The organism is Streptomyces sp. ADMS (assembly GCF_033441795.1).
Taxonomy (GTDB): Bacteria; Actinomycetota; Actinomycetes; order Streptomycetales; family Streptomycetaceae; genus Streptomyces.
The window spans coordinates 19654-32939 of sequence record NZ_JAVFVX010000038.1 but is presented as its reverse complement, the minus strand read 5'-3'; the positions used below and the strand labels follow the sequence as shown (position 1 = coordinate 32939).

Annotated in this window: 10 protein-coding genes; 4 read left to right on the top strand and 6 right to left on the bottom strand. The window is 71.4% G+C overall.

Annotation, left to right across the window (positions count from 1 at the left end; translation table 11 throughout):
• Positions 1 to 33: 33 nt before the first annotated feature.
• From RB628_RS18400 to RB628_RS18390, 3 genes are all read right to left on the bottom strand, one after another.
• Positions 34 to 789, bottom strand: coding sequence for a class I SAM-dependent methyltransferase (locus tag RB628_RS18400; RefSeq protein ID WP_318321554.1), 756 nt, complete (start codon positions 787 to 789; stop codon positions 34 to 36).
• A 123-nt stretch (positions 790 to 912) separates the two neighbouring features.
• Entirely contained in the window at positions 913 to 1593 is a 681-nt protein-coding gene (locus RB628_RS18395; protein WP_318321553.1) for a response regulator transcription factor, read from the bottom strand.
• A gap of 45 nt (positions 1594 to 1638) precedes the next feature.
• Positions 1639 to 1764 (bottom strand): hypothetical protein, encoded by a 126-nt coding sequence (locus tag RB628_RS18390; RefSeq protein WP_318321552.1) that lies wholly within the window; start codon positions 1762 to 1764, stop codon positions 1639 to 1641.
• Positions 1765 to 2101: 337 nt separating this feature from the next.
• On the opposite strand from RB628_RS18390, the gene RB628_RS18385 reads away from it, so the two are divergent.
• Positions 2102 to 5500 (top strand): S8 family serine peptidase, encoded by a 3399-nt coding sequence (locus RB628_RS18385; RefSeq protein ID WP_318321551.1) that lies wholly within the window; start codon positions 2102 to 2104, stop codon positions 5498 to 5500.
• Positions 5501 to 5690: 190 nt separating this feature from the next.
• Here RB628_RS18385 and RB628_RS18380 read toward each other — a convergent pair whose 3' ends face one another.
• The 3 genes from RB628_RS18380 to RB628_RS18370 form a co-directional block, all read right to left on the bottom strand.
• Entirely contained in the window at positions 5691 to 6179 is a 489-nt protein-coding gene (locus RB628_RS18380; protein WP_412180682.1) for a GtrA family protein, read from the bottom strand.
• 201 nt (positions 6180 to 6380) lie between these two features.
• On the bottom strand, positions 6381 to 7871 hold the full coding sequence (locus tag RB628_RS18375; RefSeq protein ID WP_318321550.1) for an MFS transporter: 1491 nt from the start codon (positions 7869 to 7871) through the stop codon (positions 6381 to 6383).
• Positions 7872 to 7999: 128 nt separating this feature from the next.
• Positions 8000 to 9250 (bottom strand): sensor histidine kinase, encoded by a 1251-nt coding sequence (locus RB628_RS18370; RefSeq protein WP_318321549.1) that lies wholly within the window; start codon positions 9248 to 9250, stop codon positions 8000 to 8002.
• Between the two features lie 700 nt (positions 9251 to 9950).
• Between RB628_RS18370 and RB628_RS18365 the strand changes: the two genes are divergently transcribed.
• Genes RB628_RS18365 through RB628_RS18355 form a run of 3 tightly spaced genes read left to right on the top strand, consistent with a single transcriptional unit; the run spans position 9951 to position 13236 of the window.
• Positions 9951 to 10553, top strand: a complete 603-nt coding sequence (locus RB628_RS18365; protein WP_318321548.1) for a DUF4956 domain-containing protein — start codon at positions 9951 to 9953, stop codon at positions 10551 to 10553.
• Complete coding sequence (locus tag RB628_RS18360) at positions 10550 to 11353, top strand: polyphosphate polymerase domain-containing protein (protein WP_318321547.1); 804 nt, start codon at positions 10550 to 10552, stop codon at positions 11351 to 11353. Before RB628_RS18365 ends, RB628_RS18360 begins: the two co-directional genes overlap by 4 nt.
• Positions 11350 to 13236, top strand: a complete 1887-nt coding sequence (locus RB628_RS18355) for a carbohydrate-binding domain-containing protein (protein WP_318321546.1) — start codon at positions 11350 to 11352, stop codon at positions 13234 to 13236. Before RB628_RS18360 ends, RB628_RS18355 begins: the two co-directional genes overlap by 4 nt.
• The last annotated feature ends 50 nt before the right edge of the window (positions 13237 to 13286 follow it).

Below are 13286 nucleotides of genomic sequence, written 5' to 3'. Positions count from 1 at the left end.
CACCCCGGTAGGGGAGCGACACCGCAGGCGGTCTCACCGCAGGTCGAAGAAGATCATCGGGTTGTCGGTGCTCTCCCGGACGGGGTGGCCCAGGGCCAGGGACCGCTTGACGTCCTTCAGCCGGTCGTGGATCTCGGGAGCGTGGGCCCGGGAGGCGGTGAAGCAGGGGTTCCCCCGCTCGGCCAGCCAGCGCAGCACCACCGCTCCCTCGGTGAACGGCAGCGCCCGGCGGCCGTGGAAGACGTCGTGGACGCACACCGGGATGCCCGGCCGCAGCCGCGGGAACAGCTCGCGGATGTACCAGCGGGCGAAGCCCGCGGAGTGCGCGGCGTCGATGAAGAGGAAGTCCGCGGCGGTGGGGATCTTCTCCAGGTTCTCCCGCGCGTCGCCCTGGGTGAACGTCCAGCGTCCCTCCGAGAGGGTGTCCGGCACCTCCCGTACGACGTGGTCGACGATGTCGTACGAGTGCAGGTGCCCGGTGCCGTTGTCGCGCAGGGCGCGCAGGATCCAGGTGGTGGACCAGCCGTGGAAGGTGCCGATCTCCACGACCGTCTCCGGGCGGGCCTCGCGCAGCAGGAGATACGTGATCTCCGCCTCGATGTCGTCCAGTTGGGCCTTCATCGAGGTGGGCGGCGCGAGCAGCGTGCGCTGGCGTTCGCGGGCCCGGTCGAGGTCCTCGGCGTAGGTGCGGTAGAGGCGGCTGATGTGGTCGAGGTCGATGGACCGGCCGTCGAGCCGGTCGGCGGCGGGCTGACCGTCGTTCGTGTGGTGGCCGATGGGCTGGTGCATGCGTCACGCTCCTGCGAAACCGTTCCGTTCGGGACGCGGTGATGCTGGAGCGTGGGCAGGGGGCGGCACATCACACCCGGGTGCCGACTCCGAAGTCGCACCTGGGTATGACACCGCGCCCGGTCAGGCGGGTGCCCCGGGCACGATGAGCCCCGACTCGTAGGCGAGGACGACGAGTTGGGCCCGGTCGCGGGCGCCGAGCTTGGCGAGCAGACGGGTCATGTGGGTCTTGACGGTCTGCTCGGCGACCACCAGCCGCGCCGCGATCTCGGTGTTCGACAGGCCCCGCGCCACCAGCGACAGGACCTCCGTCTCCCGGGGTGTGAGGCCGTTCAGCCGCAGCCGGGCGCCCCGCGGCGCGGCGGGACGGCGCCGGGCCACCTCCTCGATGAGGCGACGGGTGACGGACGGCGAGAGCAGCGCGTCACCGGCGGCGATCACCCGTACCGCCTGCACCAGCTCGGCGACCGGCGCGTCCTTGAGCAGGAAGCCGCTGGCGCCGGCGTGCAGCGCCTCGTAGATGTAGTCGTCGATGTCGAACGTGGTCAGCATGAGCACCCGGGGCCGGTGCACCACGCCACGCGGCGGGTCGAGCAGCTGCCGGGCGGCCTCCAGCCCGTCCATCTCGGGCATCCGTACGTCCATCAGCACCACGTCGGGGTGCGTGTGGCGGCTGACCTCGACACCGAGCCGGCCGTTGGGAGCCTCGCCCACGACGTCGATGTCGCTGTGTGCGGACAGCAGCGCGGCGAATCCCGAGCGCACCATGTCCTGGTCGTCGACGACGACCACCCGAATTGCCATGCCGCCCTGCTTTCCTGCCGTCGTGCCTGCTCGAGTACGTCGAGGTCAGCGGGCGCCGATGCCCGCAGCCGAGGCGAGCCACTGCGTGGCGACCAGCGCGGCCACGGCCAGTGTCGTGACCCGCGCCAGGTGCCGGTTCGTCCGCGTGCCGCGCGGAGGTGCCTTGGTCATGTCCGACTCCCTCTCCGTGTCACCCCGCGCACGTCCGCGGGGCCCGGCAGCCCAATCTGCTGCCCCGGAGGGCACCACCGCCTCGGCCGAACGGCTGGAACCTGTGGCCCGGGACCGCCTCTGTACTGGCCGAACGGTGGAGGAGGGGGTTCCGGGGAGGTCCGCTCGCTGACCTCTCGTCGGAAACCGGTCGGATGTTTTTCCAACCCGAAGCCACCCCCGTCCGTCTCTGTGCGCGAGCCGTCGGGAGTACGTGCGGCGGCCACTGTCCGATGTCGAAGTGTCAGGAGTTCAGGTGGAGTTACACGGGAGACTCGCGAGGCCGAGGCGCGCGGTCGTGGCGGCCGGAGTGGCCTCCACGGCCCTTCTGCTGGCCGGTGTGCCGGGCGCGGAAGCCCAGGACGCGAGCGGCGCCACCACCGTCAGGACGTCAGGGGTGGCCGATGCCGCCAGGGCGGCCGGTACGGCCAAGGCGGTCAAGACGGTGACCCTGGTCACCGGTGACCGGGTCATGATGGACGGCGCCGGCCAGGTCACCGGTGTGGAGCGGGCGGAGGGCCGGGAGCGCGTGCCGTTCTCCGTCCGGGTGGTCGACGGACACACCCAGGTCGTGCCCGGTGACGCCCAACTACTTTTGGCACAGGGCAAGTTGGACGCCCGCCTGTTCGACGTGACGCAGTTGGTCGCCGACGGCTACGACGACGCCGGCCGGAGCGACGTACCGCTGATCGTCACCTTCCGGGGCAAGAAGGCGCCCTCGATGACCCCGTTCACCGGGGCCGGGGCCAAGGTCGGCCGGGCGCTTCCGGTCGTCAACGGCAAGGCGATGCGGCCCGTGAAGAAGCGCGGCGCCGACTTCTGGAACGCCGTGACCGGCGCGAGCGGAAAAGCCGACGGGGCAACGGAGTTCACCGGCTCGACCGCCGTCGAGAAGCTGTGGCTCGACGGCAGGCGCAAGGCCAGCCTCGACAAGAGCGTGCCGCAGATCGGCGCGCCGACGGCCTGGGCCGCCGGCTACGACGGCACCGGCGTCAGGATCGCCGTGCTGGACACCGGCATCGACACGGCCCACCCCGACCTCGCCTCCCAGGTGATCGCCGAGCAGGACTTCACCGCTTCCCCCTCCGGCACCGGCGACAAGGTCGGCCACGGCACGCACGTGGCGTCCACCGCGGCCGGTACGGGCGCCGGGGCCGGGGGCAATTACAAGGGCGTCGCTCCCGGCGCGAAGCTCCTGAACGGCAAGGTCCTGAACGACGACGGCTTCGGCTCGGACTCCGGGATCATCGCGGGCATGGAGTGGGCGGTGGCCCAGGGCGCCGACGTCGTCAACCTGAGCCTCGGCGGCGAGGACATGCCCGGCATCGACCCGTTGGAGGAGACGGTCAACCGGCTCTCCGCCGAGAGCGACTCGCTCTTCGTCATCGCCGCCGGCAACGACGGCGGGTCCGGCGAACGCACGGTCGGCTCGCCCGGCAGCGCCGACGCCGCGCTCACCGTCGGCGCGGTCGACAAGGCCGACGCCCTCGCCGGCTTCTCCAGCCGTGGCCCGCGCGTCGGTGACAGCGGGGTCAAGCCCGACCTGACCGCGCCCGGCGTCGCCATCACGGCCGCCGCGGCCGCCGGCAGCCTCCTGGAGGAGTGGTACCCCTCCGACGTACCCGGATACCTCACCATCGAGGGCACCTCCATGGCGACCCCGCACGTCGCGGGCGCCGCCGCGATCCTCGCCCAGCAGCACCCCGACTGGACCGGCGAACGCATCAAGGCGGCCCTCACGGGCTCCGCCAAGCCGGGCCCGTACAGCTCCTACCAGCAGGGCACCGGGCGAACCGACCTGGTCAGGGCCCTGGACCAGGGCGTCGTCACCGAGCAGCAGCCGCTCGACTTCGGTCTCCAGCAGTGGCCGCACGGCGACGACCACCCGGCGACCAAGCAGGTGACGTACCGCAACCTCGGTACGGAGCCGGTCACCCTCGACCTGTCCGTCGACGCGTTCTCGGTGGACGGCGAGCCCGCCGCCGAGGGCATGTTCGCCGTGTCGCCGCAGCGGATCACCGTCCCGGCGGGCGGCGAGGCGAGCGCCTCCGTCACCGCCGACAGCCGAGCCGGCACAGCCGACGGCTCCTTCGGCGGCTCGGTGGCCGCCGTCTCGGCCGACGGCGAGGTGCAGGTGCGTACGGCTGTCGGCGTGGAGCGTGAGGTGGAGTCGTACAGCCTGACGCTCAGGCACCTCGACGAGAACGGCGAGCCGACCGGCGACGCCGTCACCTCCCTCGCGGACCTCGACGGCACCTTCTACGCGGACTACGCCGACGAGCAGGACGGCGAGCTCACGGTGCGGCTGCCCAAGGGCGACTACGTCCTCAACGGGGTGATCCACCCCTCTCTCGAGTCCGCCACCCACGCCATGCTCGTGCTGCCGAAGCTGAGCCTGGACGGGGACACCACCGTCACGGTCGACGCCCGGCAGGCGCGGCCGGTGGAGATCACCGTGCCCGACGCGGCGGCGGAGAACACCGAAGCCACGGTCCTCTTCAGCTACGACCAGGGCGAGGGCATGAGGACCGGCGCCTACCAGTACATCCTGCCGACCTTCGAGGGCTCGCGGTTCGGGCACCTCGGACCGGACGCGACCACGGACGGCATGTCCGCCGTGTTCGCCGGCGACTGGACCCGCGAGGACGACCAGGGCAGGCCGGTCACCTACCACCTGGGCTGGAACCGCACCGTCCGCCTCGACGGCTTCACCGCCGACGTCCGCCAGGACCAGCTCGCCAAGGTCGACCTCCAGGTGGGCGTGCCCGTCGAGGGCAGGCGCGTCCAGGTCGAGGTGTCGCCGCACACCCCCGACGGGGGCCTGGTCTTCACCGCCCACGACCTCCGCGGCGAACTGCCCATGCGCACGACCGACTACGTCCTCGCCAATGACGTCGAGTGGTCCTTCCGCACCTGGCAGACCGTCGGCGAGGGTGAGGACAAGGTCGCGGAGAACTTCCTGATGCGGATGCCGAGGACCTGGGAGGCCGGCCGGAACTACACCGAGCGCTTCAACGTCGGTGTCTTCGGCCCGGCCATGCCCGCCGCCACGGACGCCGGAGCGGAGCGGGCACTCCCCGGAGTCATGCGGTACGGCAACGTCATCAGGGCCTTCGTGCCGCTGTTCGGCGATGGCGCCGGGCACTGGGGCCTCAGCGACTACACGTCGGTGAGCGGCAAGCTGGAGGCGGACGGCAAGGAGATCGCCGACGACTTCGGCATCGCGCCGAGCGAGGGCCTCACCGAGTACACGGTTCCGGCCCAGGACACCGCGTACAGGCTGACGGTCGACAACTCCCGTGACCCGGCGGTGCATCCGGTCTCGACCCGCGTCCGGGCCGAGTGGACCTTCCGCTCCGCCACGCCCCCCGGGGACGAGTCGACGCGGCTGCCGCTGTCGGTGATCCGCTTCTCACCCGACCTGAGCCTGTCCAGCACGGCGAAGGCGGGCAGGCGGTTCGCGGTCCCCTTCACCGTCGAGGGCGCGGCGGCCGGACAGCGACCCGCCAGGCTCGCCTTCGAGGTCTCCTACGACGACGGCTCCACCTGGCAGCACACCAAGGCCGTCGGCAGTACGCACCTGGCGCTGACCCACCCGGCCACGGCCGGCTCCGTCTCGCTGCGGGCCAGGCTGACCGACCGGGCCGGCAACACGCTGGTCCAGACGATCGAACGCGCCTACCTCACCACCGAGTAACTCCTCGGACCGCGTGCGTTTCGCGGACCATGTACCGAGTCCTGCCCGGGGCGGTGTCGACACCGCCCCGGGCAGGACTCTTCGCTGTCCCACAACTGCCACGCGTGGCAGGGAGGTTGACGGGTTCCCGTCAGCCCCGAGCGGGGATAGCCAGGCCACTGGTCGCGGGGGACCGGCGACGGGGGGAACGTCACACGGCGCCGGCCGGGACGTTCTCCCGCACCGGCTCCGTGGCGCGAACGCGACCGGTACCGCTGCCGCTGCCGGTGGCGAAGACGAACAGCCGCAGGACCACGAAGCGGCCGACGCCGGCGAGGCCGGCGGCGCCGAGGTAGACGATCTGCTCGGTCAGCGCCGAGGGCGAGGACTGAAGCAGGTGCAGCAGCACCATCGCCGCGCAGGTCACCACGTACGCCACCGCCGCCGAGCCCGCCGACTGCCAGTGCTCGCGACGGCCGGCGCGGTGGCCGGCCCCGAAGCTGAAGCGTGCGTGCAGTTCGGTGCAGAGGAGGGTGGAGGCGATGGTGATCACCGCGTTGGCCAGTCCCCAGGGCATCGAAACGGCCAGCAGCGTCACGGCGAAGCTGGAGAGGACGCCGACTCCGCCGCCGCACAGCACGAACCGGGCGAAGGAGGCGAGCGGACCGGGAGCGGCCGGGGGCCGGTGCGCTTCGTTCATGGCGGTCTCCATCCGCTTCGTACGTACGGTCTCGATGCCCGACGTGCGATTGCTTGACTTACTCAAATATATGGAATTGCTTGAGTTACGCAAGCAATGGTGGGGGTGTCGTGCGGATCACGCGAAGGAGGCCGCCGCCCGCGGATGCGGGCGGCGGCCTCCTTGTGTGTTCGGCGCCTGTGCGGGCGTACGCCCGACGCCTTACGCCTTGATCGCGGCGGCCTTCGCCGCTTCCGGAGCCTCGACCGGGCTGTCGACCGTGACCCCCTGCGCGGACTCACGCCGGCGCGGGATGAAGGAGGCGAGGAGGAAGGCCAGCAGGGCGGCTCCGGCGCCGATGGCCATGACCACCTTGAAGGCGTCCTCCGAAGGCAGCGCCATGCCGCCGAAGTCGGTGGTCATCTGGGCGAGGATCACGCCGGCGAGGGCGCTGGCGAAGGAGGTGCCCAGGGACCGCATCAGCGTGTTGAGGCTGTTGGCGGCACCCGTCTGGGTGGGGTCGACGGCGCCCATGATCAGGGCGGGCAGCGCCCCGTAGGTGAAGCCGATGCCGGCGCCGATGACACAGGACACCAGGATCAGGTGCCAGACCTCGGACATCAGGACGAGGTTCAGACCGTAACCGCCGGCCACGATCAGCGCACCGATCATCAGGGTGACCTTCGGGCCCTTGGCCTTGGTGACCTTCGCGGACACGGCCGACATGACCATCATCACCAGGCCCTGCGGGGCCAGCACCAGACCGACGGTCAGCATGGACCTGCCCAGGCCGTAGCCGGTCTCTTCGGGCAGCTGGAGCAGCTGCGGCAGGACCAGGGACATCGCGAACATCGAGAACCCGAGGGCGATCGACGCGAGGTTGGTGAACAGCACCTGCGGGCGGACGGTGGTGCGCAGGTCGACCAGCGGCTGCGGGCTGCGCAGCTCCCACCAGCCCCAGGCCAGCAGGATCAGGACGGCGGCGGCGCCCAGGCCGAGCGTGGTGCCGCTGGTCCAGCCCCAGTCGCCGCCCTTGGAGACGGCCAGCAGCAGGGACATCAGGCCGGCGGAGAGGCCGAGCGAGCCGACCAGGTCGAACCGGCCGCCGGCGCGGACCTTCGACTCCGGCACGATCAGGACGACGAGGACGAGGGCGACGACGCCCAGGGCCGCGGAGACCCAGAAGAGGATGTGCCAGTCCCAGTTGTCGGCGATGAAGGCGGCGCTGGGCAGACCCAGGGCTCCGCCGACACCGAGCGAGGCGCTCATCAGTGCGGTGGATCCGGCCAGCCGGTCGGCGGGCAGGGCGTCACGCATGATGCTGATGCCGAGCGGTACGACCGCTGCCGCGAGGCCCTGCAGGGCACGCCCGATGATCATCGGGACGAGGGAGTCGGCCAGTGCGCAGACCACCGAACCGGACACCAGCAGCACGATGCTGACCAGCAGCATCCGGCGCTTGCCGAACATGTCGCCGAGCCTGCCCACCACCGGGGTGGCCACGGAGGCCGCGAGCAGGGTGGCGGTGACCGCCCAGGCGGTGTCGGACGCGGGAGCGTCCAGGAGCCTCGGCAGGTCGGGAACGATCGGGATGACCAGGGTCTGCATCAGCGAGACGACGATCCCGGCCAGGGCCAGTACCGCCACCACGGCGTTCGGCCTCGGCGGGGCGGATGTTCCCGCTCCGGCGGGACGGGTAAGGGCGTTGGACATGGGGACGGGCCTCCGTTGGGCGAGTCGTGGGATCGAGCCGGGCAATCAGGTTGCTTGACTTACGCAAGCGTAATTCGGATTGCTTGACTTACGCAAGTTAAATCGTGGTTACGGGGCGGTGGTCTGGGTCACAGCCCGGCCTGCTTGGCCTGCTCGGCCTGTTCAGGCTGCTCGGCCTGGAGGGGCAGCTCGGTGACCACCCCGAAACCCCCCTGGCCGCGATGCTCCGCACGGAAACGTCCGCCGACGGAGTGGGCCCGCTCCCGCATACCGATGAGGCCGTAACCGCCGCTCGGGCGCGGGGAGCTGGATGGGCCGGCGGGTCTTTTCCCCGGTCCCTCGTCGGTGACGGCCAGGACGACGCCGGTCGCGGAGTAGGTGAGCCGGACCTCGGCCGAACGGGCGGCGGCGTGCTTGGTGACGTTGGTCAGGGCCTCCTGCGCTATCCGGTACGCCGTGAGATCCACACCGGCCGACAGCGGCCGGGGTTCCCCTACGACGGTGACGGCGACCGCGAGCCCGGCGTGCTGGAAGGAGGCGGCGAGTTCCGGCAGCTGGGCGAGCCCGGGGGTGGTCGTCCCCGTGGGCAGGTCCGGGTGGTCGGAGTGGCGCAACAGGCCCACGGTGGCCTTGAGTTCGCGCAGGGCCGAGGCGGTGGTGCCGGTCAGGTCGGTGACGATCCGCGCCGCCTCGTCGGGCCGGGCGGGAAGCTGCCGGGCGACTGCGCCGGCCTGGAGCTTGGCCAGGACCAGATGGTGGGCGACGACGTCGTGCAGGTCGCGGGCGATCCGCATCCGCTCCTCGGCGACCCGGCGCCGCGCCTCCTCCTCCCGGGTGCGCTCCGCGTGTTCGGCGCGGGCCTGGACCGCCTCCAGATAGGCGCCGCGCAGTCGGGTCGCGGTGCCCAGTGAGGTGGGCAGCACCAGCCAGGCGGCGGGGCCGACCAGCTTCAGGATCAGCGGTTCACCGGCGGGGCCGACGATCAGCGCCGTGCTGACCAGCAGGGCGATGCCGCCGAAGGTGAAGGAGTTGGCGGTCTTCCGGTCGGTACGCAGGGCCAGCGAGTGCAGCGCGACCATGAGCGGCCCGAGCAGCAGGACCGAGAGAACGTGGCCGATCCCGGCCATGGCCGTGGCGCACAGGACGGTCATCACCACGGTGGCGCGAGGGTGGCAGCGGTGCCACAGCAACGCCACGCAGGAGACACCTGTCAGCGCCGTGCCGGGCCCCCAGGGAAGTTCGGGGCCGCCTGGGAGTGTGACGACGATGCCGGGAAACGAGCAGGCGAAGACGGCGGCGGCGACAGCGGCGTCGACGGGGCCGGGACGGCCGACGGGGCGGGGACGGCTGGGCGGCTGCCGCTGCAGGCTGCTGATCATGGGTAGCGGTTCCTGTCCGGGGGGAGGGGGCTGGCAGCGGTGAGGGGGGTGACCGGGGTCGGCGTGTGCGGACGTCCAGGTGTGCGCGGAGGCGGGCCGGCACGCGCCGGGACGGCGTCGTGTGTCTCGGGGTGGTGTCACCGGGCCGGATGCCGGATGGGGGGCGTTCCGGTGTCCGGCCCGGCGACCGCGCCGTCCCCGTCCCCATGGGCGCGGTACGACGGGGCCTCCTCGGCTTCGAGGGGCCCCGGGTCAGGCGGTGTGGCGGTGGCCCCAGCCGTGCCAGGCGGCGACGAGGGCGGCCACGCCGGCCGCGACCGCGCCGAGGAGGAGGCAGGCCAGGGTGGTGTGTGCCATGAGGGGACTCCTGTGCGGGGGGTTCTTTATTGCTTGACTTAGGCAAACATAATCGAGTTACTTAAGTCAAGCAACCTTCTTCGGTTTCCCGGAGCGGCTCGGTGCGGAGGCCGGCCGGGCGAGATCAACGATTCCCCGAAGGGGACGATGTGGCGAGGGAGGCCTCCCCCCGACCGGTGGTGGAGCCCGCTCCACTCTGCCGGGATGCCGGGCTCCCACTCGTTCCGCACCGCGACGCCCGCGTGATTCTCAAGGTTCGTTAAGAAACGGCCCAGTTGATTCACAGACAGGTTGCTCATGGTTGAACAATGAGCCAAGTCACCGTAAAGACGGAGCGCCTGTCGTGAACCAGTCGCTGCTCGTCGCCGTCGATCTCGTAGCCATCGCCGTCCTCACCTTCGGGGTGTACTTTCCGCGCCACCACCGCCGGGACCTGATCGCCGCCTTCCTCGGCGTGAACGTCGGTGTCCTCGCCGTCGCGATGACGCTCAGCTCCGCGTCGGTGGGGATCGGGCTGGGGATGGGACTCTTCGGGGTCCTGTCGATCATCCGGCTGCGGTCGTCCGAGATCGCCCAGCACGAGATCGCGTACTACTTCTCCGCTCTCGCCCTCGGCCTGCTCGCCGGGCTCCCCTCCAGCGTGAACGTGCTGACGGCAGCCCTGATGGGGCTGATCGTCCTCACCATGTACGTCGGCGACCACCCCCGGCTCTTCGGCCGGCACCGGCAGCTCGGCCTACGGCTCGACTCCGCGTACACCGACGACGAGGCACTGCGGGCCCATCTGGAAGTTCTGCTGGGCGGGCGCGTGGTGAACATGTCGGTCAAGGGCGTCGACCTTGTCAACGACACGACCCAGGTCGACGTACGGTACGTCGTCACCGAAGGCTCGAAGGCGCCCCGGGAGGCCGGAACCACCCCCGTGCGACAGGGAGTCGGGGCGTGACCGCGCCCGCGCCCCTCCACCTCGCACCGGTGGTCGGAGCCCTGCACCCGATCGGGCTCGACGAACTCGTCGAACGCGCCTCGCTGTTGACCCGCCTCGACCGTAAGTACATGCTGCCGATCCGTGAACTGCCGCTGGTGCTGGGCGGATTGGGCGCGGACGTACGGGTCCTGGAGATGGCCGGGGAGCGGCACTTCGGATACCGGTCCGTCTACTTCGACACCCCGGAGCTGGACGGCTACCTGCGGACCGCGCGTCGCCGCCGGCGCCGGTTCAAGCTGCGCATCCGTACCTATCTCGACTCCGGTGACCACTACTTCGAGGTCAAGACGAGCGGCCCGCGCGGTACGACGGTCAAACAGCGCATCCCGTACGACGGAGACCTGTGGAGCCTGAACCCCTCGGCGCGCGCGTACGCCGACGACGTGCTCGCCGGGGCCGGGATCGACTCCGGCGGATTCCGGTTCGTCCCCACGCTGGTCACGTCGTACCGGCGCACGACCCTGTTGCTGCCCGCGAGCGACAGCAGGGTGACCGTCGACACCGGGCTGACCTGGACGCTGCCCGACGGGACCGGACTGCGCACGCCGGACCGGGCCGTCGTCGAGACCAAGTCGGGGCGGGCCGGGTCGGAGGCCGACCGGCTCCTGTGGTCGCTGAAACACCGGCCCATAGCGATATCCAAGTACGGCACCGGTCTCGCCGCGCTGCGGCCCGGACTGCCCGCACACCGGTGGCTGCCCGTTCTGCGGCGCCACTTTCCGAACGTTTCGACCGCACTGCACGGGAGCCCGGCATGAACGCGTACTTGAGGACGAGGGGTCGGCGAGGAGCGCTGGGAGCCCGGGGGTTCCGCACGAGGCTGGCGGGCGTACTCGCCTCGGTGGGACTCGCCGGCGCCGTGCTCATGGGGTGTTCGTCGAGTTCGAGTGACAACTCCGGTTCGTCCTCGGCCAGTTCGGGGTCGGACTCGAGTTCGTCCTCGGCCGCCTCCGTGGACGGCTCCCAGAAGGCCGCCGCCGTGCTCGCCGACAACCAGGACGTCCACGCCGAGACCGGGGACACGGAGGTGGACGGGGCGACCGCCGTGGACGTCGAGTTGAAGGGTGCCTCCGCCTCCTCCGACGGGGACGGCGTCACTGTCGACGGGGCCACCGTCACGATCACCGCCGAGGGCACCTACCGGCTCAGCGGCAGCCTCGAAGGACAGGTCGTGGTGACCGCCCCCGAGGCCAAGGTCACGCTGATCCTCGACGGCGCGAAGATCGCCAACTCCAAGGGCGCCGCGATCGACGTCACCGACGCCGACGAGGTCGTGGTCGTCCTCGCCGACGGCAGCGCGAACACCCTCGGTGACACCGACACGTACGCCGAGGACGCGGCAGCGAACGCCGCCCTGCACAGCGCCGCCGACCTGACGATCGGCGGCAGCGGCTCGCTCACCGTGAAGGGCAACGGCGCCGACGGCATCACCAGCACCGACGGCCTGGTGATCCAGGGCGGCACCCTCACCGTCGACGCCGCCGACGACGGCATCCGCGGCAAGGACTACGTGGTGGTGAGCGGCGGCACGGTCACCGTCACCGCCGGGGGCGACGGGCTCAAGGCGGACAACACCGAGGACGCCGACCGCGGTTACATCGCCGTCAGCGGCGGCACCGTGAAGGTGACCAGCGCGGGCGACGGCATCGACGCGGCCACCGACCTCGTCGCCACCGGCGGGAAGGTCGCCGTCACCAGCGAGGCATCCGACGACTCCTCCGCCCATGGGCTGAAGTCGGGCGTCATCACGGTCCTGGAGGGCGGCAGCGTCGACGTCACGTCCTCCGCCGACGCCGTGCACGGCGACGGAGCCGTGCACCTCGGCGGCGCCACCGTCACCCTCGCCGCCGGCGACGACGGGGTGCACGCGGAGGGCGACCTCGTCATCAGCGCCGGCACGGTGAAGGTCACGCGGGCGAACGAGGGACTGGAGGGCAAGGACATCCTCGTCAGCGGCGGTTCGACGGACGTCACCTCCTCCGACGACGGCATCAACGCCTCCGGCAGCGAGGCCACTTCGGACGACCAGAGCGACCAGGGCGGCTTCGGCGGTGGTCCCGGTGGCGGTGGCGGTCCCGGCGGCGGTGGCGGAGGCGAGGGCGTCGGCGACTACTCGGTCAAGGTGACCGGCGGCATCCTGGTCATCGACGCCGAGGGCGACGGCTTCGACTCCAACGGCACCGCCGAGATCACCGGCGGCACCGTCGTCGTCAACGGACCGGAGCGCAACGGCAACGGGGCGCTCGACGTCAACGGCAGCTTCACCGTCAGCGGCGGCACGCTGCTTGCCGCCGGCAGCGCGGGCATGGTCGTCGCCCCCGACAGCGAGTCCGGGCAGGGCTGGCTCTCCGCCACGCTCGACTCGGCCGTCCAGGCCGGCACCACCGTGCACATCGCCGACTCCGACGGCAAGGTCGTGGCGTCGTACGTCACCTCGAAGGCCGCCCAGAACATCGTGTACTCCGGCAAGGGCATCGAGAACGGTGAGGAGTACACGATTTACACCGGCGGCAGCACCTCGGGCACCGACACCGGAGGCCTGGCCGAGTCGGGCGAGTTGGGCTCCGCCGAGAAGATCGCCACGGTGACGGCGGGCGAGGCCCCGGAGGGCGGCGGTTTCGGGGGTGGCGGTCGCCCCTGACAGCGGCGTCCGACGGCTGGCGTCCGACGGCTGGCGTCAGCTGCCAGGCG

What these genes read in the sequence shown, in the direction of transcription:
- RB628_RS18355 (WP_318321546.1), top strand. Translation starts at nt 11,350, where the DNA reads ATGAACGCGTACTTGAGGACGAGGGGTCGGCGAGGAGCGCTGGGAGCC.
- RB628_RS18370 (WP_318321549.1), bottom strand. Translation starts at nt 9,250, where the DNA reads ATGATCAGCAGCCTGCAGCGGCAGCCGCCCAGCCGTCCCCGCCCCGTC.
- RB628_RS18400 (WP_318321554.1), bottom strand. Translation starts at nt 789, where the DNA reads ATGCACCAGCCCATCGGCCACCACACGAACGACGGTCAGCCCGCCGCC.
- RB628_RS18395 (WP_318321553.1), bottom strand. Translation starts at nt 1,593, where the DNA reads ATGGCAATTCGGGTGGTCGTCGTCGACGACCAGGACATGGTGCGCTCG.
- RB628_RS18380 (WP_412180682.1), bottom strand. Translation starts at nt 6,179, where the DNA reads ATGAACGAAGCGCACCGGCCCCCGGCCGCTCCCGGTCCGCTCGCCTCC.
- RB628_RS18375 (WP_318321550.1), bottom strand. Translation starts at nt 7,871, where the DNA reads ATGTCCAACGCCCTTACCCGTCCCGCCGGAGCGGGAACATCCGCCCCG.
- RB628_RS18390 (WP_318321552.1), bottom strand. Translation starts at nt 1,764, where the DNA reads ATGACCAAGGCACCTCCGCGCGGCACGCGGACGAACCGGCACCTGGCG.